General features: G+C 51.5%; 22 protein-coding genes and 1 pseudogene. 7 read left to right on the forward strand and 16 right to left on the reverse strand.

Annotated elements, in window-relative coordinates; all coding sequences use genetic code 11:
- Window positions 1–82: 82 nt before the first annotated feature.
- From O71_RS19875 to O71_RS19885, 5 genes are all read right to left on the reverse strand, one after another.
- The gene (locus O71_RS19875) at window positions 83–799 is read right to left on the reverse strand and encodes a hypothetical protein (protein WP_007660687.1); all 717 of its coding nucleotides are present in this window, start codon (window positions 797–799) and stop codon (window positions 83–85) included.
- Window positions 800–1,027: 228 nt separating this feature from the next.
- Window positions 1,028–1,927 carry a YhcG family protein gene (locus O71_RS19880; RefSeq protein ID WP_202800250.1) on the reverse strand — a complete coding sequence of 300 codons (900 nt, stop codon included), beginning with the start codon at window positions 1,925–1,927 and terminating at the stop codon, window positions 1,028–1,030.
- The gene (locus O71_RS26765) at window positions 1,903–2,037 is read right to left on the reverse strand and encodes a hypothetical protein (protein ID WP_255345440.1); all 135 of its coding nucleotides are present in this window, start codon (window positions 2,035–2,037) and stop codon (window positions 1,903–1,905) included. The genes O71_RS19880 and O71_RS26765 overlap by 25 nt, the downstream gene beginning before the upstream one ends.
- A gap of 44 nt (window positions 2,038–2,081) precedes the next feature.
- Window positions 2,082–2,492, reverse strand: a complete 411-nt coding sequence (locus tag O71_RS26120; protein ID WP_237717922.1) for an N-6 DNA methylase — start codon at window positions 2,490–2,492, stop codon at window positions 2,082–2,084.
- Window positions 2,425–3,699, reverse strand: a complete 1,275-nt coding sequence (locus tag O71_RS19885; protein WP_237717923.1) for a class I SAM-dependent DNA methyltransferase — start codon at window positions 3,697–3,699, stop codon at window positions 2,425–2,427. Before O71_RS19885 ends, O71_RS26120 begins: the two co-directional genes overlap by 68 nt.
- Before the next feature lie 180 nt (window positions 3,700–3,879).
- Between O71_RS19885 and O71_RS19890 the strand changes: the two genes are divergently transcribed.
- From O71_RS19890 to O71_RS27615, 3 genes are all read left to right on the forward strand, one after another.
- Window positions 3,880–4,077 carry a hypothetical protein gene (locus O71_RS19890; RefSeq protein WP_007660689.1) on the forward strand — a complete coding sequence of 66 codons (198 nt, stop codon included), beginning with the start codon at window positions 3,880–3,882 and terminating at the stop codon, window positions 4,075–4,077.
- Between the two features lie 113 nt (window positions 4,078–4,190).
- Complete coding sequence (locus tag O71_RS27610) at window positions 4,191–4,475, forward strand: RidA family protein (protein WP_369751001.1); 285 nt, start codon at window positions 4,191–4,193, stop codon at window positions 4,473–4,475.
- Window positions 4,476–4,510: 35 nt separating this feature from the next.
- The gene (locus O71_RS27615; protein ID WP_369751002.1) at window positions 4,511–4,705 is read left to right on the forward strand and encodes a RidA family protein; all 195 of its coding nucleotides are present in this window, start codon (window positions 4,511–4,513) and stop codon (window positions 4,703–4,705) included.
- A 343-nt stretch (window positions 4,706–5,048) separates the two neighbouring features.
- Here the strand turns inward: O71_RS27615 and O71_RS19900 are convergent, their stop codons facing one another.
- Complete coding sequence (locus O71_RS19900) at window positions 5,049–5,852, reverse strand: hypothetical protein (RefSeq protein ID WP_007660690.1); 804 nt, start codon at window positions 5,850–5,852, stop codon at window positions 5,049–5,051.
- A 133-nt stretch (window positions 5,853–5,985) separates the two neighbouring features.
- Between O71_RS19900 and O71_RS19905 the strand changes: the two genes are divergently transcribed.
- Together O71_RS19905 and O71_RS19910 are read left to right on the forward strand one after the other, a co-directional pair.
- The gene (locus O71_RS19905) at window positions 5,986–6,825 is read left to right on the forward strand and encodes an SDR family NAD(P)-dependent oxidoreductase (RefSeq protein ID WP_007660691.1); all 840 of its coding nucleotides are present in this window, start codon (window positions 5,986–5,988) and stop codon (window positions 6,823–6,825) included.
- Window positions 6,826–6,857: 32 nt separating this feature from the next.
- Window positions 6,858–7,526 (forward strand): NAD(P)H-binding protein, encoded by a 669-nt coding sequence (locus O71_RS19910; protein WP_007660693.1) that lies wholly within the window; start codon window positions 6,858–6,860, stop codon window positions 7,524–7,526.
- A 21-nt stretch (window positions 7,527–7,547) separates the two neighbouring features.
- Here the strand turns inward: O71_RS19910 and O71_RS19915 are convergent, their stop codons facing one another.
- From O71_RS19915 to O71_RS19930, 5 genes are all read right to left on the reverse strand, one after another.
- On the reverse strand, window positions 7,548–8,012 hold the full coding sequence (locus tag O71_RS19915; RefSeq protein ID WP_007660695.1) for a T9SS type A sorting domain-containing protein: 465 nt from the start codon (window positions 8,010–8,012) through the stop codon (window positions 7,548–7,550).
- Window positions 8,013–8,212: 200 nt separating this feature from the next.
- A complete protein-coding gene (locus O71_RS26770; RefSeq protein WP_155801032.1) occupies window positions 8,213–8,416 on the reverse strand; it encodes a hypothetical protein in 204 nt (67 codons plus the stop codon).
- The gene (locus O71_RS19920) at window positions 8,335–9,369 is read right to left on the reverse strand and encodes a M64 family metallopeptidase (protein ID WP_007660697.1); all 1,035 of its coding nucleotides are present in this window, start codon (window positions 9,367–9,369) and stop codon (window positions 8,335–8,337) included. Before O71_RS19920 ends, O71_RS26770 begins: the two co-directional genes overlap by 82 nt.
- Window positions 9,366–9,836 (reverse strand): hypothetical protein, encoded by a 471-nt coding sequence (locus O71_RS19925; RefSeq protein ID WP_192811717.1) that lies wholly within the window; start codon window positions 9,834–9,836, stop codon window positions 9,366–9,368. Before O71_RS19925 ends, O71_RS19920 begins: the two co-directional genes overlap by 4 nt.
- A gap of 59 nt (window positions 9,837–9,895) precedes the next feature.
- The gene (locus O71_RS19930) at window positions 9,896–10,546 is read right to left on the reverse strand and encodes an SIMPL domain-containing protein (RefSeq protein ID WP_007660701.1); all 651 of its coding nucleotides are present in this window, start codon (window positions 10,544–10,546) and stop codon (window positions 9,896–9,898) included.
- Window positions 10,547–10,807: 261 nt separating this feature from the next.
- On the opposite strand from O71_RS19930, the gene O71_RS19935 reads away from it, so the two are divergent.
- Window positions 10,808–11,578 carry an endonuclease/exonuclease/phosphatase family protein gene (locus O71_RS19935; protein ID WP_155801033.1) on the forward strand — a complete coding sequence of 257 codons (771 nt, stop codon included), beginning with the start codon at window positions 10,808–10,810 and terminating at the stop codon, window positions 11,576–11,578.
- On the opposite strand, the gene O71_RS22245 is transcribed toward O71_RS19935, so the two are convergent.
- The 4 genes from O71_RS22245 to O71_RS19945 form a co-directional block, all read right to left on the reverse strand.
- Window positions 11,568–12,275, reverse strand: coding sequence for a serine hydrolase domain-containing protein (locus O71_RS22245; protein WP_081490549.1), 708 nt, complete (start codon window positions 12,273–12,275; stop codon window positions 11,568–11,570). The genes O71_RS19935 and O71_RS22245 overlap by 11 nt on opposite strands.
- Window positions 12,266–12,856, reverse strand: coding sequence for a serine hydrolase (locus O71_RS26775; protein ID WP_051017831.1), 591 nt, complete (start codon window positions 12,854–12,856; stop codon window positions 12,266–12,268). The genes O71_RS22245 and O71_RS26775 overlap by 10 nt, the downstream gene beginning before the upstream one ends.
- 643 nt (window positions 12,857–13,499) lie before the next feature.
- Complete coding sequence (locus O71_RS24145; RefSeq protein ID WP_155801034.1) at window positions 13,500–13,667, reverse strand: hypothetical protein; 168 nt, start codon at window positions 13,665–13,667, stop codon at window positions 13,500–13,502.
- A gap of 2 nt (window positions 13,668–13,669) precedes the next feature.
- Window positions 13,670–14,971: a DUF5723 family protein gene (locus O71_RS19945; protein ID WP_007660708.1), complete on the reverse strand. Its 1,302-nt coding sequence runs from the start codon at window positions 14,969–14,971 to the stop codon at window positions 13,670–13,672.
- Window positions 14,972–15,148: 177 nt separating this feature from the next.
- On the opposite strand from O71_RS19945, the gene O71_RS24150 reads away from it, so the two are divergent.
- Window positions 15,149–15,295 (forward strand): hypothetical protein, encoded by a 147-nt coding sequence (locus O71_RS24150; RefSeq protein WP_155801035.1) that lies wholly within the window; start codon window positions 15,149–15,151, stop codon window positions 15,293–15,295.
- On the opposite strand, the pseudogene O71_RS19950 reads toward O71_RS24150, so the two are convergent.
- Window positions 15,277–17,047 (reverse strand): annotated as a pseudogene (locus O71_RS19950) (gamma-glutamyltransferase family protein); the annotation flags it as partial. The gene O71_RS24150 and the pseudogene O71_RS19950 sit on opposite strands and share 19 nt — an antisense overlap.

Genomic DNA, 17,047 nt, shown 5'->3' on the forward strand with positions numbered 1-17,047 from the left:
AAAAAATAATGAATAAATTAGATAAGGAAATATTAAAAATGGGGATACTTCTTACGAGAAGTTAATTTTTACTAATCAAATACTACCCGCCAAATAAGTTTGCCAAGCTTCTTGAAATAGATTTCAGTAATGGATTCTTTCTTTCAAAATCTATGAACTTGCCATTCTGAATAACCATAAATTTGCTTTTAGAATAGTTTAAAAGGCCATCCTTAGCTTTTTGCCCATATATGAATACATTATCTCCTACAGTTATGTAATCAGGATATTTCTGTTCTATGACTATTTCAACACCGTCAGGATTAGAATAAGTGGTTTCAGTTAAGATTTTGATAATCCTGCTGTCCTTTGTTTTATAAATCTTCTTATCCTTCATCTTATATTTTCCATCTTCTATCTCCTCAGCTTCAATTGAAACTGAATCGCCAACTCTAGGATATTGATAGTATGTATCTTGACGCTTAACCTCCAGTATTCTACCATCTGATAATTTACTTTCAATCAGTTTTAGGTTTTGGTAACGCAACTCTTTTAAGTACCGATTTGCATCTAAGTCTTGAACCACATTTTCATTAGTCAGAACAAAAAATTGATTATCTGTTCCATCTAACCTTAATATCATCACACCTTTATCAATGAAAGCTTCATTGCAGAGAATTTTGTCATTTCCTCTATCTATAATTAGTGACCTTGCTTCCCGTAAATACTCCCATTTACCCATTTGAACCTGACCATTTCTTGATAGAATAAGATCATGATTCTTTTTAAAAATAAAGCTTTTGCATTTGCTGATCTTCATCAATCATAGCCCATGGCTTATCAATTAAAATAGCCGTTTTATCTAGTGTAGCACTAAATTCTTTTAGTTGCTTAACTACACTCTTTAGGTATAATTTCATTGCCAATTTTTAAATTAGTTGATAGTTACTAAGTACTTACTACCCAAACCCAATCCCCTCCATATTTTCCCGAGTCCACTTTTCCAGCAGGGCACTTTCCTTAAACTGAGCAGCCAATTCGGCTAAGGTCACAGTCCTGTATCATCATCTAATAGCCTTTCGAGTTCAGCAGATAGTTGTGCTTTATCGGGCAGGTATAGTTGATATTTGCTTACAAATAGTTGTTTACTGATATTTTCAGTAGCATACTCCACTAAGATATGGTCTTTATAAGCCCCTAATACAATGCCTATGGGTGGGTTATCTCCCTCCACATTTTCTTCTTTGGCAAAGTAGTTCAGGTATAGGTTCATCTGGCCGATGTCGTTATGTTCTATTTCGCCTCTTTTCAGGTCAATCAGCACAAAGCATTTCAAGATGCGGTGGTAGAAAACCAGGTCCACGTAGAAGTGCCGGTTAGCCAAACTGATTTTATATTGTCGCCCGATAAAAGCAAAGCCTTTACCCAACTCTAACAGGAACTGCTCTAAATTTTGAATGAGCTTCTCTTCCAGTTCGCCCTCTTTGTAGTGGTACTGCTGCGGTATGCCCAAAAACTCAAATACATAGGGGTCTTTTACAATGTCTTCCGCTTTCTGAACTTCGGCTCCCTGCTCCGCTATTTTCAAAACGCCGTCTTTGTCCTTGCTTAAAGCCAACCGGTGAAACAGCATGCTTTTCATTTGGCGTTTCAACTCTCGCACGCTCCAGTTTTCTTTTTCGCATTGCTTTGTATAGAAACTGATTTCCAACTGGTTATCGGCTTTTAATATTTCAAAGTAGTGGCTCCAGCTTAATTGGTGAGACAGTGTCTCACTTTTTGAAAAAGCCAGGTAAAACTTGCGCATATACACCAGATTGGAGCGGCTGAAGCCCTTGCCAAATTCCAGCGTCAGGTCTCTGGAGAGTTGGTTAAGCAAATCTGAGCCGTAGGCTGCTTTTTCCTTTCCGCCTTGCTCAAACTCTACATGTGTTTGCCAATTTGCCAATAGGTTTGCACCAGAATGGTATTGATGGCACGCCCTGCCTGCTCACGTCCGCTTTTTAGCAAATGCCCAATTTGCCCAATCAGTTCTTTATATGGCACCAACTCTTTCATACAGTTTCTTCGCCAGGTTTTAAGCGCTCTTCTTTTAAATCGGTTTACAACCCAAACCCAATCCCCTCCAGATTCTCCCGAATCCGCTTCTCCAGCAGGGCGCTTTCTTCAAATTGAGCGGCCAGTTCGGTGGTTAGCAGTTTCATCTTCTCTTCAAACGGAACGCCGTCGTCTTCCTCGGCTTCGGAGCCCACGTAGCGGCCCGGCGAGAGCACGTAATTGTTGGCGGCCACCTCGGCTAAGGTAGCGGCCTTGCAGAAGCCTTCGGTATCGGAGTAGCTGCCGCCGATGTTGCGCCAGGTATGGTAGGTGTCGGCAATGCGGGCCACGTCGGCATCTTCGAACACGCGCAGGCGGCGGCTAGCCATGGTACCCAGCTTGCGGGCATCAATAAAGAGGATCTCGTTTTTGCGCTCGCGGTGCTCGCCGTCGCGGCCGTCGCGGTTCTTGCTCAAAATAAAGATAACAGGCCGGTATGCCGGTGGTCAGGAACAGCTTGTCGGGCATCTGTACAATGCAGTCTACCATGCCCTGCTGTATCATGTGCTCGCGCACGTTCTTTTCGCCGGCGCTTCCGGTGGTCATGGCGCCGTTGGCCATCACCACGCCTGCCGTGCCGCGCTCCGAGAGGTGGTGCCACAGCGTCTGGAACCACATGTAGTTGGCGTTGCCGGGCGTGGTAAAGGTATCTTTGGCCCCGAAGAGGCGCGGGTCGTTGTCGGACAGCAGCTCAGGGTGCCAGTTACTGATGTTGAACGGCGGATTCATGAGGGCGTAGTCGGCCTTCAGGTCGGGGAAGCGGTCCTGCAGCAGCGAGTCGCCCAACTTCACGTCGAAAGAGAGGTTGCGCAGCAGCAAATTCATTTTGCACAGACGCAGCGTGCCTTCGTAGCGCTCCTGCCCGTAAATGGAGATGTCATTCTTGTCGCCACCGTGCGCCTGCAGAAACTTGAGGCTCTGCACAAACATACCGCCCGAACCGCAAGCCAGGTCCATGATGCGGCCCTTGAGCGGCTCGAGCATCTCCACGAGCAAACGCACCACCGAGCCCGGTGTAAAGAACTGCCCCGCGCCGGAGCCTTCGGCCATGGCAAACTTGCCGATGTAGTATTCATACACGCGGCCGTAGATGTCGGATTCGGGGTTGTTGATCTCGGAGAACTTCTCTTTGGAGAACAGGTTGATAAGCCCGGCCACCTGCGTAGGGGAGAGCTGGCTTTTGACAAAGATCGGCTCCAGCACGCCTTTGTAGTCGGGGTTGCGCTTGCTCAGGATCTCGTCGATCAGCACAAAGGCCTTGTCTACCTTCACCTTGATGTCGTCCTGCTCGGCGTTCTCGCGCAGGTAGGCCCAGGTTGCCTCGCGGGGTAGGCGGTATACGTTCTTTACCTGGTACTCCAGCTCGTCTTCCAGCACTTCAGTCTGCTCGTGCTGTTCTATGTTATAGTAGTCGCTCTGCGGGTCGAAAAAGGAAAGCTGCAGCTCCTGCTTGCGCACTTCGAAACGCTCGGAAAGGTGCTTCAGGAACAGCAGCGACAGCACGTAATCTTTGTACTGGTTCTCGGCTACAGCGCCGCGCAGTTCGTTGGCGGCATTCCAGAGTTCGTTTTCAAAATCTATATCCGCTTTGGGTGCAGCGGCAGGGGTATTCTTCTTGGCCATGTAAGGGTGTACTCGGTGTTGAAACAAAGGCTCAAGATAGGGAAATATGTAGAATGTTTGGAGGAAAAATATAGATTATTTAAAATATTTGTGAATCTTATTGTTATCTTTTCTGCCTGATAAGGTATAGACAGTTTACACGCTTCATTTTTAATAACTTTAGGTATAAAGCCAAACGATATGCACAAGCAAACACACAGTTTCCCAGCCTTGATTTCTTTCTTCATACCGGGATTAGGCCAGCTCATCAAAGGGCATATTCTGAAGGGAATATTCATCTGGATCTTTGGCGGGATTCTGACTTTCTTTTTCTGGTGGACCTTCATCATCCCGTTCATTCTGTGGGCCTGGAATGTGTATGATGCGTATAATTCGTAATCCTTCAAGTGACTGCATAACACGTCCAGATTTCTCCTATCGTCGAAATGACAGAGCGGAGGCAATTCTGATGCTCCTAAATTGATTCTGAAATGATAACCTATCCTACAGGTATGAAAACACTACTGCTGATCCTGATGTTCTTTACCACGTTTGTGGCTTTTGCGCAATCTCCGGAAGAAAAGTTAGCACAGTTAAACATCCAATTGCCGGAAGTACCCGCTGCCGGTGGCAGTTTTGTAGACGCTGTAAAAGTTGGCAACCTGATTTACCTGTCGGGCAAAGGTCCGCGTAACAGCAAGGGGGAGTACATCAAGGGCAAGCTGGGCCAGGACCTGACCGTGGAGCAGGGCTATGAGGCGGCTAAGTTGGTTGCCTGCAGCAACTGGCGGTACTGAAAAGAGAGCTGGGTGACCTGAAGCGGGTTAAGCGTATCGTGAAAGTCAACGGGTATGTGAATTCAGCCGCGACCTTTTATGACCAGCCGAAAGTGATCAATGGGTTTTCGGATGTGATGAACGCCGTTTTTGGAGACAAGGGCAAACATGCACGAACATCAGTAGGCACCAATGCGCTTCCGTTTAACATGGCAGTGGAAGTAGAGATGATCGTGGAAGTAGAAGAGTAACTGCCTGCTAATTCACCATCCGGGACTAGGTATTATTCCACAGTCCTTGACAATCACAGATACCGGTTACGATGCATGCACCAACTTGTCCGCACGCACTGTGACCTGCTAATAGCTCAACCTAAGAAGTTTTCTAGTTGCCTCCGTCTCAATGGCTTACATCTTATGCTAAGAAACCTTCTGTAAACTAGTTGGTTATCCTTATAAATCCAAAAGGTTTTGTTTTCATATTTTCCACTTAAAGGCCACTATTATGACTCCTAAAACTGCACTCGCTTTGTTGTTGGCTGGTTCGCTCGCCTATTTGGTTGTCGAACTGGTCGCTGACTAAGGTAGCACATTGCTATACCTGTTGCTGTACCGCTTTCCCATACCTGAAAAATACCAGTAACACCACCAGGGCCACAAGGGCCAGACAGATCCAGGCGGTGGTGATGATCTGCGGGCTTTCCGCTGCACTCAGTTCACGGTGTTTGAGGATGATGCCATAGAGCGCCCAGACACCGACCAGTCCCACAAAAGGATTGGTTCTGCTGAAGACCACGAACACCACGATCAGGGTCGCTGCTACGATCATGATCATCGCCCAGATGCCTTCGCTCACCCCAAAGCCATCCCACCCTAAACCCACCAAAGCGGAGCTGATGTTGGCAACCATCGCAATGATGATCCAGCCAAAGTAAAGGCTCAGTGGCACCTGTGTAAACCAGCGGGAAGCTGCCGAGCGGCTCGTGTCAAAGATGCCCAGGCGTATGTGAATGGCCAGCAGCGTGACCAGCTGGATCAGGATCAGCGCCACGGAGAGCAGTAGTCGCTCGTGTACCCAGGCGATGGTCCAGGCGCCGGTGGCCAGGTTGTTGAGCATAAAGAGGAAACCGAGCCGCTTCAGGTCCACATTGGCTTCGTGCAGCGCCGGTTCTTTAAAAGCTTTGACGATGTGGTAAATGCAAAAGGCGGAGAGGGCCAGGTAGATGACGCCCCAGATCGAAAAGGTGATGCCCGCCGGGGTGAAAAGCGCCGGATATTTCGCCGACACCTCACCAATGGTCTGACTATTGAAAAGCTCCAGCTGCGTGAGTTGCGAGGGCACCAGGTGCAGCAGAAAAAACACGGTGTTCAGGATGGCAAGTGTCTTGACGTTTTTCATGGGGTGTAATGCCTTTTTATCTGTTTTCTCTCTCTACGCATGAAGCCCTCTTTCAGCCAAAAATCCTCTTTTTTCGTTATGCTTAGCTAATAGTTATTCCCATACCTGCATTAGTGTAAAGCAAGATGAAACAATGACAAAAGACCTCACCGGCAAAACCATCGTCATCACAGGCGGAAGCTCCGGCATTGGCGCGGCGGCCGCCCGGATCCTGCGCCAAAGGGGAGCGCAGGTGGTGATCACGGGGCGCTCTGCCGAAACCAAAAAACTGGCGGAAGAGATCGGTTGCGACTACTACCTGGTGGACTATACCCGCTTTGCGGAAGTACGTTCGTTTGCGCAAAAGCTGCTGGAGCAGTATCCCCGCATCGATGTGCTGGTCAACAACGTGGGCGGGATCATCGCCGACAGGCGGGTGACGGCAGATGGCCACGAAATGACGCTGCAGGTAAATCACCTGTCCGGCTTCCTGCTGACCCACCTGCTACGGGAACGGCTGGAAGCCTCCAAAGCGATCGTGATCAATACCTCCAGCGCGGCTAACCTGATGGGCCGTATCAACTTCGATGACCTCGAAAGCGAAAAGAACTACAAAAGCTTCCGGGCCTACGGTGCAGCCAAGCAGATGAACATACTGCATGCTGCGGAGATCAGCAGACGATTCAAAGGCGTGTGGGCCGCTTCTTTTCACCCGGGGGTAGTGGAGACTGGCTTTGCGCGGGAAGGAGGGAGCACGGTCAAGTGGCTGTACGAGTCAACAGTCAAGCGCTTTTTTATGATCTCTCCTGAACAGGGAGCCGATACCCTGATCTGGCTCATCAGCACGACGCCGGGCAAGGACTGGCAGGATGGACAGTACTATTACAAACGCAGACCCGGCCGCAAGAATCCGCAGGTAGTAGCCGGTATAGCGAGCAGACTCTGGGAGGTGTCGGAGAGACTGACTGGCGCGAACAAGCCCGAACAGGTATAGCATTATAGTTGAACAGAAATACGAACCAAGATATGAAAACAGCACTCGTAATAGGCGCCACCGGCCTGGTGGGAAAACAACTGGTACAGCAGCTATTGGCAGATGATCGATTCAATAATGTGATCGTATTCGGTCGCCGCTCCTTAGGTATAACCAACACGAAACTGCAGGAGCATCTGATCGATTTTGACAAGCCCGAAGAATGGCAGCAACTGGTGAAGGGCGATGTCTTTTTCTCGACACTGGGCACCACGCTCAAGCAGGCAGGCGGTCAGAACGAGCAGTACAAAGTAGACTACCACTACCAGTACAAATTTGCCGAAGCCGCTGCCCGGAACGGTGTACCGGCCTATGTGCTGGTGTCTTCCTCCGGTGCCGATCCGGGTTCTCTGATCTTCTACTCCCGCATGAAAGGAGCATTGGAGGAAGCCGTGAAGAAACTCGGATTCAAAAGCATCAGCATCATCCAGCCCGGTCTGCTGCACGGCGACCGCCAGGAGAGCCGCACCGGCGAAGAGATAGGCTATAAAGTGATGCACTTCCTCGACAAACTAGGTATAGCCGGCAAGTACAAACCTTACGAAGACAGGGTAGTGGCGCAAGCCATGATCAACGCAGGTATTGCCGCCCAGCCTGGTGTGCATACCTATAACTTAAACGAGGTGTTTGAGCTTGCTGAGCGGGAGCACCTGAGTCGCTAGTTCAGGCGATATGCGCCGTGCTTACTGCAACAGTAGCTTCCGGTCTACATGGCCTTTTTCCGTGCTCAACCTGAGCAGGTAAATGCCTTTGGGCTGCTTGCTCAGGTTGAGCTTTTCTTTCAGTATACCTGACAGGCTGTGCACCTGCTGGCTGAAGATCAATTTGCCGGTCGGGTCATATACCTGCAGGCTAGCCTCGGAGGTGCCGGTTAGCTGTGCCTCGAGCTGGACGAGCGTGCTGGCGGGGTTTGGGAACAGCTGTATGCCCGTTGCCACTTCAGCCTCGTTTGTGTTGGTGCACACACTCACCGTGATCTCTTTTTCGACTGTGATGGAGCAGACGTTAGCGTAGGTATAGGTGATGCGGTGTGTACCCGGTCCGGCCTCCGCCGCATTGAACACGCCATTCTGCACATGGTTTCCGCCATAGGTTCCGCCCGCCGGTGATCCGCCTGTCAACTGGAAGTTGGTGGTGGAAGAGCACACCTGCTGGAAGTCAGCCAGGCTGACGGTTGTGAACTCGTAGACGGTGATCGATTTGGTGGCGCTGACACTGCAACCATTCTCAGAAAAGGTATAGGTCAGCTGATGTGTGCCAAGTCCTGCCAGAGCTGGATCAAAAATGCCATTCGGCTTCGTTCCGATACCCGACCAGACGCCCCCTGCCGGGCTAAAGCCACTTAACTCTATGAGCCTTGCTTCAGGCAGGCGTTTTCATTCTGACCGGCCTTCACCACCGGCATGGCTTGCACCTGTATGTCCAGGTATGTGCTTGCGGATTGTCCGTTGAAGTTCTGCGCCGCCACTCCTATCTGTCCGCTATTCGGGCCGATGCGCAGGTTGATCGTGGTGGTGCCTTGCCCTTGTATGATCTGGTAGCCTTCGGGCACGGTCCAGGTATAGCACCCGCGCCGCTCACCGGACTGATGCTGTAGGTCACGGCATCCTGCTGGGCACATACCTGGCTTGGGCCGCTGATCTTGCCCGGCTTGTCCGGTATGGTCACCTGGTTCATCAGGCTGGCGATTCGCTTCGTGATCGTATCGTGGCAGACCATGCAGAAATGAATGACTTCGCTTGCCGTGGAAAGGTAACGCATGCTGCAGCGCTGGTGCGGCCGGTACCAGGTAGGCGACTCTTCATAGGGGTAAATACCCACACCCGTGTTGTTCAGCCACTGCTTCCACTTCACGGTTTCAGGAGAGGAGACCTGCGTCATGTTCGGCCGCTCACGGGCATACTGCGGACCGGCCCAGTATTCATCGGCAAGGTTGGCAAAGGAGTGGCCAATCTCGTGAATGGCGATCTCTTTGGATTGAACATTGGTAGAGCTGGTGGCATAAGCGCCGCCCGATCCGCCGTAGTAAGGACTGTTGACGAGCACAAACACCTGGTCGTACTCCGGAAAATTGCTGGCGAGTACAGATGATATGGCCATGTGATTGGTTGGCACGAGCAGGCGGTGTATTCCACCGTAGTCAAAAGTGGAGCCGAAGTAGTTGTCTACTTTGACGATTGGAATGGCTGATTGGGTGCTTTCATCACTGGCAGTGCCCGGGTGACTGGCACCACTTTGTTTTGAAGGTACTTTGATGGCGAAAACGTTGAAGAAAACTTTGTTCTCCCTGAAAGGCGGTTTGGCAAAGATTCCATCCACGGTGCCCTTCACATCCTCTATGTATTTGCCGAGCTCGTTTGCCTGGTAGCCGTCCGCGAGAAACACAAAGTTGATATACTTGTCCGACGGTCCGTGGTAGAGGATCGTGTCGACTTCAAATTTCTGTGCCTGGGCAAGCAGTACACTGCAAAGCACCAGCCATACCGTGGTCAATAGCCTTTTCATAGCGTCAGTCTTGCGATTTCTTTAAGTTGTTTGTCTTCCTGTAGCTGTTCGATGAGCAGATGGGTTGTGCCCGGGTAATAGGGGGCCCTGAGGGTGAAAGTAGCCTGTTTCAGCTGAAAGGTTTTCTTCTGGAGCTCGCCTGATTCAGCGGCATATTCGAGGGTGTTGGCCAGCGGATCAGGTATAGCGGTGCTGTAGAGTACCTGTCCGGCTGAGCTTAGCAGGGAACATTGCAGGTCGCCGGAACCGTTTTCATGACCCTGGTGTGCGAGGTTTTTCATCCGGCCATCCGTCACTGTTTTGTTCAGCAATCTCACCGTGCTCTCCTTTGTCAGGCTGTCCCGGCTCAGCTCCAGGTCCAGGAAGATAATCTGGGAAACGGGGCTTGTCATAGCTTGTCCGCCGGCCTCCGCTGTACTAGCCGCCGTGCTGGAAGTGTGGCTTGTCTGGCAGGCTGTTAAAGCCATGAACAGCAAGGGGATATACAGGTATAGGCGCATCGCAGTTCTGATTCATGTATGGTTACTTAGCCAATCCGCCAGGTGATCGTCACGGTTTCGGCAACATCGATGTCGTCCGGCTCAAAGTCGGGGGCAGGGGCGGAGGCCTCCATCAGCACCTGGCTGTCATACACCGGGTAGTCGTGCTGCTGCGAGCGAATGGTGAGTTCGCGGTAGGAGTAGTCAATGTCCAGGATCTCGCGCAGCTCCACTTCGGTGGCCTCGGCGATGAGGGCGGCATTCTCTTTGGCTTTGGCGATGGCCTGCAGGATCAGCTGCTGCTGGTGCCCGCTGGCATCTTTCACCCCGAAGGAGATGCTGAAGTCCAGGCTGTCCAGCTTTTTGGCGATCTGGCTGAGCAGTTTGTTGATGAGTGCCTTGTCAAGGGGCAGCTCCAGTTCCAGGCGGTGGGTGGCGCTGTAGCCAAGAAAGTCAGACTTCTCGGTCTTGCGGTTCCACTGGGTCTCTTTGCGGATCCCGAAGTCCTTGGTCTTGAGGCTGCTGCGGCTTATACCCTGTGCTTCAATGATGCTGCGCAGTTCCTCTACTTTAGTGTTGAGGGCATCTACTGTTTTGTCGTATTCCCACTCCTGTGCCACTGCACTGAAGGAAAGGATCATGATATCAGGCGAGACGGAAAGTTTTCCGCGCCCCGTGATCTGTAGTTTGCGTTTCATAGCACAGGTATGTATTAGGTGAATTATGCTCCAATATATAGATTAAATTGAATAATTTGAAAAATTCAACCTTATATACTGTAAAGTTACATATTGGAGGAGGCTACACCTCAAAAGAGCGGGTGAATGCTAGCCTGGAGCCCCGGCAGATGATTATATTTACACCACTATACCGGAACCTATGGACTTTTTGAATTCAATTTTACCTTCCTGCTCTGCTCGGTGCTGCTGACAGCCTGTGTGTCAAAATCACCGCAGGGTATGGGGGACGAAAATACCGAAAAGGCAGCGTCGCAACTGCGTATCATGAGCTACAACATCCACCATGCAAATCCGCCCGGGGAAAAAGGCGTGATCGACCTGGAAGCAATTGCCGGGGTGATCCGGAGCGAAGAGCCGGACCTGGTGGCCCTGCAGGAAGTGGACGTGCACATTCCGCGATCAGGAAATGTGCACCAGGCGGAAGCACTGGCAGCGATGCTGGGGATGCATTTCTATTTTGCGAAAGCGATTGATTTCGGGGGAGGGGAGTATGGCGTTGCGATCCTGTCACGCTACCCGCTGTCGGATACCCGGAAGGTGGAGTTGCCTAAAGAGGATAGCCCGAAAGCCGAGGGCCGCGTGCTGGCAGTCGCCACGGTGCAATTGCCCGGCGGGCAGCGCATCCGCTTCGGCAGCACCCACCTCGACATACAGAGCAGCGCCAACCGGCAGCAGCAGGTACAGACCATCATTGCCGTGGCCGCAGCCGATCAACTGCCTTTTATCCTGGCTGGTGACCTTAATGACTACCCGGACAGTCCCGCCATCGCTACGCTGGACGAGACGTTTCAACGTACCTGCCTGGCGGCGTGCGAGGCCACCTTCCCGCAGGACAAGCCGGACCGCATCATCGACTATATCGCCTTTACGCGATCATCCGGCCTTGCGGTGCGATCGCATCGGGTGGTGCCTGAGAGCTACGCCTCCGATCACCGACCGGTTGTGGCGGTGCTGGGCCTTTCTTCTGCCCCTGGTGCCTTTAGTCGTTAGAGGCCAGCTGCTCTGTTCCGTTAGGCCAGCTTTCCATGGACAGGATCTTCAGCTTGAGGGCATCGGTTACCTCGTCTGCTATCTGGTTAGGTGACCGGTTATAGCGGGTGTTGGCCAGCACCACAAAGCTATACTCGTCGTTGACCCTGGAGAGTACGGCCGTAGTGCCGGGCAGGGAACCGTAATGGGTCCAGGTATCGCCGCCAAAATAAGTGCTCTGCAGCAGGTTGCTACTGATCAGATCAGGTATAGCCGGGTTGCGGTCGATCAGGGCCATGAAGCGCATCAGGTCGCCTGTGCTTGAGAGCCAGCCGCCATGGGAGTCCATGCGGGTCATGTTGTAAGCATAGGGGCTGTGTTCTTGTTGGTAGTATTTAACCTCTTTAGGGGCTTTTTCCGCTTCCGTATCACCTGCAATGCGCATCCCGACAACCTTGGCAGGCTGCAGTATGTCTTCCTGTATGTATTCCTGGTAGGTCTTGCCTGTCACTTTTTCGATCACCCTGCCCAGGATGCTATAACCCAGGTTGGAGTAAGCGTTCGTCAGGCCGGGATGGTGATCCAGCGCCCGATGCAGCAGCTGCTCGGTTATGATCTCCCTGGCCGTGGCGGCATACTCAACCAGCATGGGGTCTCCTGCGCTGTTGCTCCAGCCAGCGGTATGCGTGAGCAGGTGGTAGACAGTGATCAGCCCGATGTTCGGGTCAGCCGCAGGGCCGGAAACTCGTCAGCCAATATGCCTTCCGGACCAAATACCTTGTCTGCCAATGTCAACTTGCCATCCTGAATCAGCTTGAGAATGCCGGCACTTGTGATGGGTTTAGATAAACTGGCAATCCGGAAAAGGCTCTGGTCGCTCACGAGTTCTTCATTTTCCCTGTCTGCGTAGCCATAACTCCGGACAAACACCGGTTCCCCGTTTCGGGTGATCGAGACAGAAATCCCCGGTACGTCATAGCGCTGCATAATCGCATGGAGCGTCTCATCGAAATCTATGAAAGCAGAGCCAGGCAACGCTTCCTGCTGCACCACGCTTCCATCCGCTGCCACTACATTGTAGAAAATGCTCTGCTGTTCCACAGCATCTGCATCGTTGCCTGTAGTAGTAGAAGCTGCATGGGCAGTTAAATAGGGAACCACACCGCCTGTGGTAGACCCGCTGGATACGCCTTGTGGGGCAGTGTTTTTTGGAAGTGAAAGGGAAGGAAACAGACCCGCCTCCAGTTGCTGGATTTGAGAATGCTCTGGTTTTCTGAACTCGCCCTGGCAAGCAAACATGCTACACAGAAGCAGCGCGACAGTCAGCCTTCTGTACATACTGTAAAAGGTAATAGGTACTAAAATTCGTAAAAGGCGGCGACTACAGGTATAGCTTATACCTTGGCCGTTTTTTCATAGTGTAGGTATAAAGGACGTTCAAATCTGATCCGCTGGGAGACTGATTCTGATGCTAATATAATTCGTGCGGGCTTCTGAAACAAAATAAATTTAAAATCGTATTTGCACTATTTTTATTATTTAGGCCTTTTTTGGGTCTTAATAGTGTATTAATTCTATAGGTCTGCTGGCATCACTCTTGGTGATTATGATTATTTCTAATAATTAATTGCGAGTTTTCAAGAGGTCCTTTAATTGATATGACGTGCTTTTCTACTTTATCGGAGTGAGTGAAGAGGATAGCTGTTGATTATGAGTATCTTATGTTATGGCGATAAATATAAATCCGACTATATATTGAAAATTAAACGAATTGATTGGATTTTATAAATAAAGCCTGATAGGAAGGACAACCAATTTTTAACAGGATTTACCACTCTCAATTTTGCCTGTCTGCAAGTAGGGTTTAGGCTTAAAAGCAAAAGCCCCGTAAATTTCTGGTTACGGGGCTTTTGGAAATACAATGCGGGAATAATTGGGCAGCTTACTGTACAGGAGTGCTCACCTTCTTCTCTTTCGGGTTACGATTCAGAAGCGGCAGCAGCGACACGCCCACATAGGCATTGGCGCCATAGGGCTTACCCAGGTTAAAGGCACCACCAATGTTGTCGGAACCGATGTAAAAATTCATGAAGCGCACCATCGCCCCCACAGTCAGTACCGAGTAATTGTTTTGCAGGCAACCGGCATGGCCACTTCAAACTTCCTGAACTCAGCACGTGGCGTAATGGCAAACAACGAGTTCTGGCGCATGCCGGTCGCATTCTTGCCGCGCACGCCCTGTATCAGGGTGGCATTTGCGTATAGGTTGCGCGTCAGGCGATAGTCCACGTTGATGTGCAGGGCAGTTGGGAGGGCTGCACGGAAAGACGTTGTCTTTTCGTTTTCGCTCACGTCCAGTTGCTCGTTCAGGTAGTCCAGCATTTCCTCCGTAGTTTCTGCGTCGCCGAACTCAGTCAGGTTGACTTCCTTGTTAGTACGCTTCACGTCGTAGGCCCATACCAGGTCCGGGTTGTTGTAATTGATGCTACCGACATCCATCAGGGACACCGCCACGCGGTACTTGTATTTGTTCTGCTCCACGTCGGTCAGCACCTGCCCGTTGCGGGTGATCTGGTAATCAGGGTTGTTGGTGCGGTACTCGTAGGTAAAGCCCAGGTCAGTACCCCAGCCATTGCCGGCGCTTTTGCTGCCGAATAACAGGCCCAGGAGGTCGCCGCTTTCGGCCGCGTCAAAGTCCGGCATAGCGGCATATCCATAGCGGGCATGTACTTTGTCCAGTTTCACCACGTATTCGGCATCTCCGGTTACATCATTTGTTCTCTCCTCAGCCTGTAGATCAGTGTCTTCCAGGTTCAGGTAGGCAGAGGATCCGCCATTTAGGCGCTTCACTGTTATACCGGCCTTCACAAAGTGTGGTCCCTGATCCAGCACGACGCGTGCATAACTGATGCCAAATTCTGAAAAGGCATTCACATTGAGGTTCATGTTGTTGCCAGTGTAGCGCTTATACAGGTAGCTGTCGTCTTCGCCGTCTGCCACTTTATACAGGCGTGCCACTTCCTCTGACAGGTTGTTGGCCTGCGCTGCGGCACGTACACGGGTTGTTACGGCAATACTGTGCAGGGGACTCAGCTGCAACATCAGGGCAGGACCTCGGAAGTCAGCGCCTGCCATCACGAGCTTCTGCTTGCCATTGAGGTTCTCCTGGATATACTCGCTCTTGAACTCCTCGCCCGTTCGGGCCAGTTTGAACAGCGACATCGGTGCATCGTAGCGCAGGTAGTTGTTTGAAGCTCCAGACTCTGCTGAGAACAGGCTCAGGAAGAATTTGTGACGTGAATCAGCAATTGCTGATGGGTTGGTATAGAGGCTGTTGGTGCCTGCATAGTTGCTGTTGGCTATACCTAGCTGCTGTGCCTGTGCTGATTCAGGTAAAAAGGGTGATACCAGCAAGCTAAGACCAAGCGCAAATTTTAAAGCGTAAATTTTACGATTCATGCAAAGTGAATAAGGGTGAGTAAATAGAATAAGGGTAAGCTGTGTATCATAGCCTGGAAAGGCATTCGGGAATAAAAGGCGATGCTACATGCAAAGAGTAGCGGTACATAAAATCATCGAAAAAACAATATTTTGCTTTCAGAGGCGGCAAAGGTAGTATTCCGGATTGGTTGCGCCAATACCTACATCTGGGTATTTAGTGAAAAAAAAGCCCCTTCGATTGGAAGGGGCTTTGTCGTTGATGGCGTGGCAGCTATACCTTACCAGGCGATGCCGTAGTCTTCGCCGTGGTTGCTGGAGCCTCCCCAGAAGCTGCCGTGTTGCCAATCGAAGAAGACGGCGTTGATCGGTCCACTCGTTCGATCGCCAAAGCTCAGGGTATAGCCCATCTTCTTTAGTTCATTGCGGACTGCATCCGGCGTGCTTTCGTTGAGCAGGATGTGGCCGGGCTTGGGCTTGCGGTCGTCGATCTTAGCGCCGCCCAGCGAAAGCCAGAGCTGGTTGGTGTTGAAGTTGGCTGCTTCGGCTGCCTGCTGTACGTTCATGCCGAACTCCACCACATTCAGGAAAAACTGTAGCAGGTTCTGGTCCTGCGTATCGCCACCCTGCACCGCAAAAGACAGGTAGGGTTTGCCATCCTTCAGTGCCATGGAAGGGGTGAGGGTCACCCGCGGACGTTTGCCCGGCTCCACCACATTGAAAGGATTCAGCTCTGCATCGAGCACAAAGCTCTGCATGCGCTGGCTCATACCTATACCTGTGTTACCCGCAATAACAGCCGGAAGCCAGCCCCCGCTTGGGGTGATCGAAACCACCCAACCTTCTTTGTCAGCCGCTTCGATGGTGGTGGTGCCGCGCCAGAGTCTGTCCTGGTATTCGGCATCCTCCATGGATGAACCGCTGCGCTGGTCATGGGTAGGGGCAAAGTTGCGGCGCACCGTGTCAGGTTCGTAGCCTCTTTTCTTCAGCATTTTCAGGTATGGGTTCTTGCGACCTCAAAAGGGTAGGGGTCGCCCGGGCCGATGGTCGCGTCGTTCTTGTTGTACTGGATCAGGCTGGCACGCTGCTTGGCGTATTCTTTACTGAGCAGACCCTTCATCGGCTCTTCCGGTTTGAAGTAAGGATCGCCGTAATAGAAGTCGCGGTCGGCAAAAGACAGGTTCATGGCCTGGTACAGGGTATGGATGTAGCGGGTGCTGTTATAGCCCATGCCTTTCAGGTCGAAGTTTTCCAGGATGTTGAGCGCCTGCAGCATGGTTGGGCCCTGTGTCCACTGCTGCAGTTTGTATACTTCCACGCCTTTGTAATTCACCATCATCGGCTCTTCCTCGATCGGTTTCCACTTGGCCAGGTCCTGCATCGTGATCAGACCACCCTGCTCCTTGGAGCCGCGCACAAACTCCTCGGCAATATCACCTTTGTAGAAGCGGTCGTAAGCCGCCATGATCGCCTCTTTGCGGCTTTTGCCTTGCTTTAAAGCTGCTCGCTCAGCTTCCACCAGTTTGGTCAGCGTCTGCAGCAGGTCCTTTTGCACGAAGATCTCCCCAGCATTCGGGGCTTCGCGTTCCTCTCCCGGATGCGTCAGAAACACTTTTTTGCTGTAAGGCCACTGCTTGATCAGCTCCTTATTCTTCTCCATGCTGTTGGCTGTCTGCGCTTCGATCGGGTAGCCGGCTGCCATTTCCATAGCGGGTGCCAGTACCTCTTCCAGGCTCAGCGTTCCGTAATTGGCCAGCATGTGCATCAGTCCGCCTGCTGTGCCCGGTGTGGTCGCGGCCAGCGGACCGTTCTCCGGCGGGAAGTTATAGCCTTTGTCCTTGAAGTACTTGGGTGTAGCACCGGTTGGCGCGACACCTAAGGCGTTAATGGCGATCACCTTTTTTGTTTTGGGATTATAGATGAGCGCCTGCGTTTCGCCGCCCCAGCTCAGCACATCCCACATGGTGCAGGTAGCGGCCAGCATGGTGCAGGCCGCATCCACGGCATTGCCGCCTTTCTGGAAAGTCATGGCGCCGGCAGTGGCCGCAAGGG

This window comes from Pontibacter sp. BAB1700, from assembly GCF_000277005.1.
GTDB classification, from domain to species: Bacteria; Bacteroidota; Bacteroidia; order Cytophagales; family Hymenobacteraceae; genus Pontibacter; species Pontibacter lucknowensis.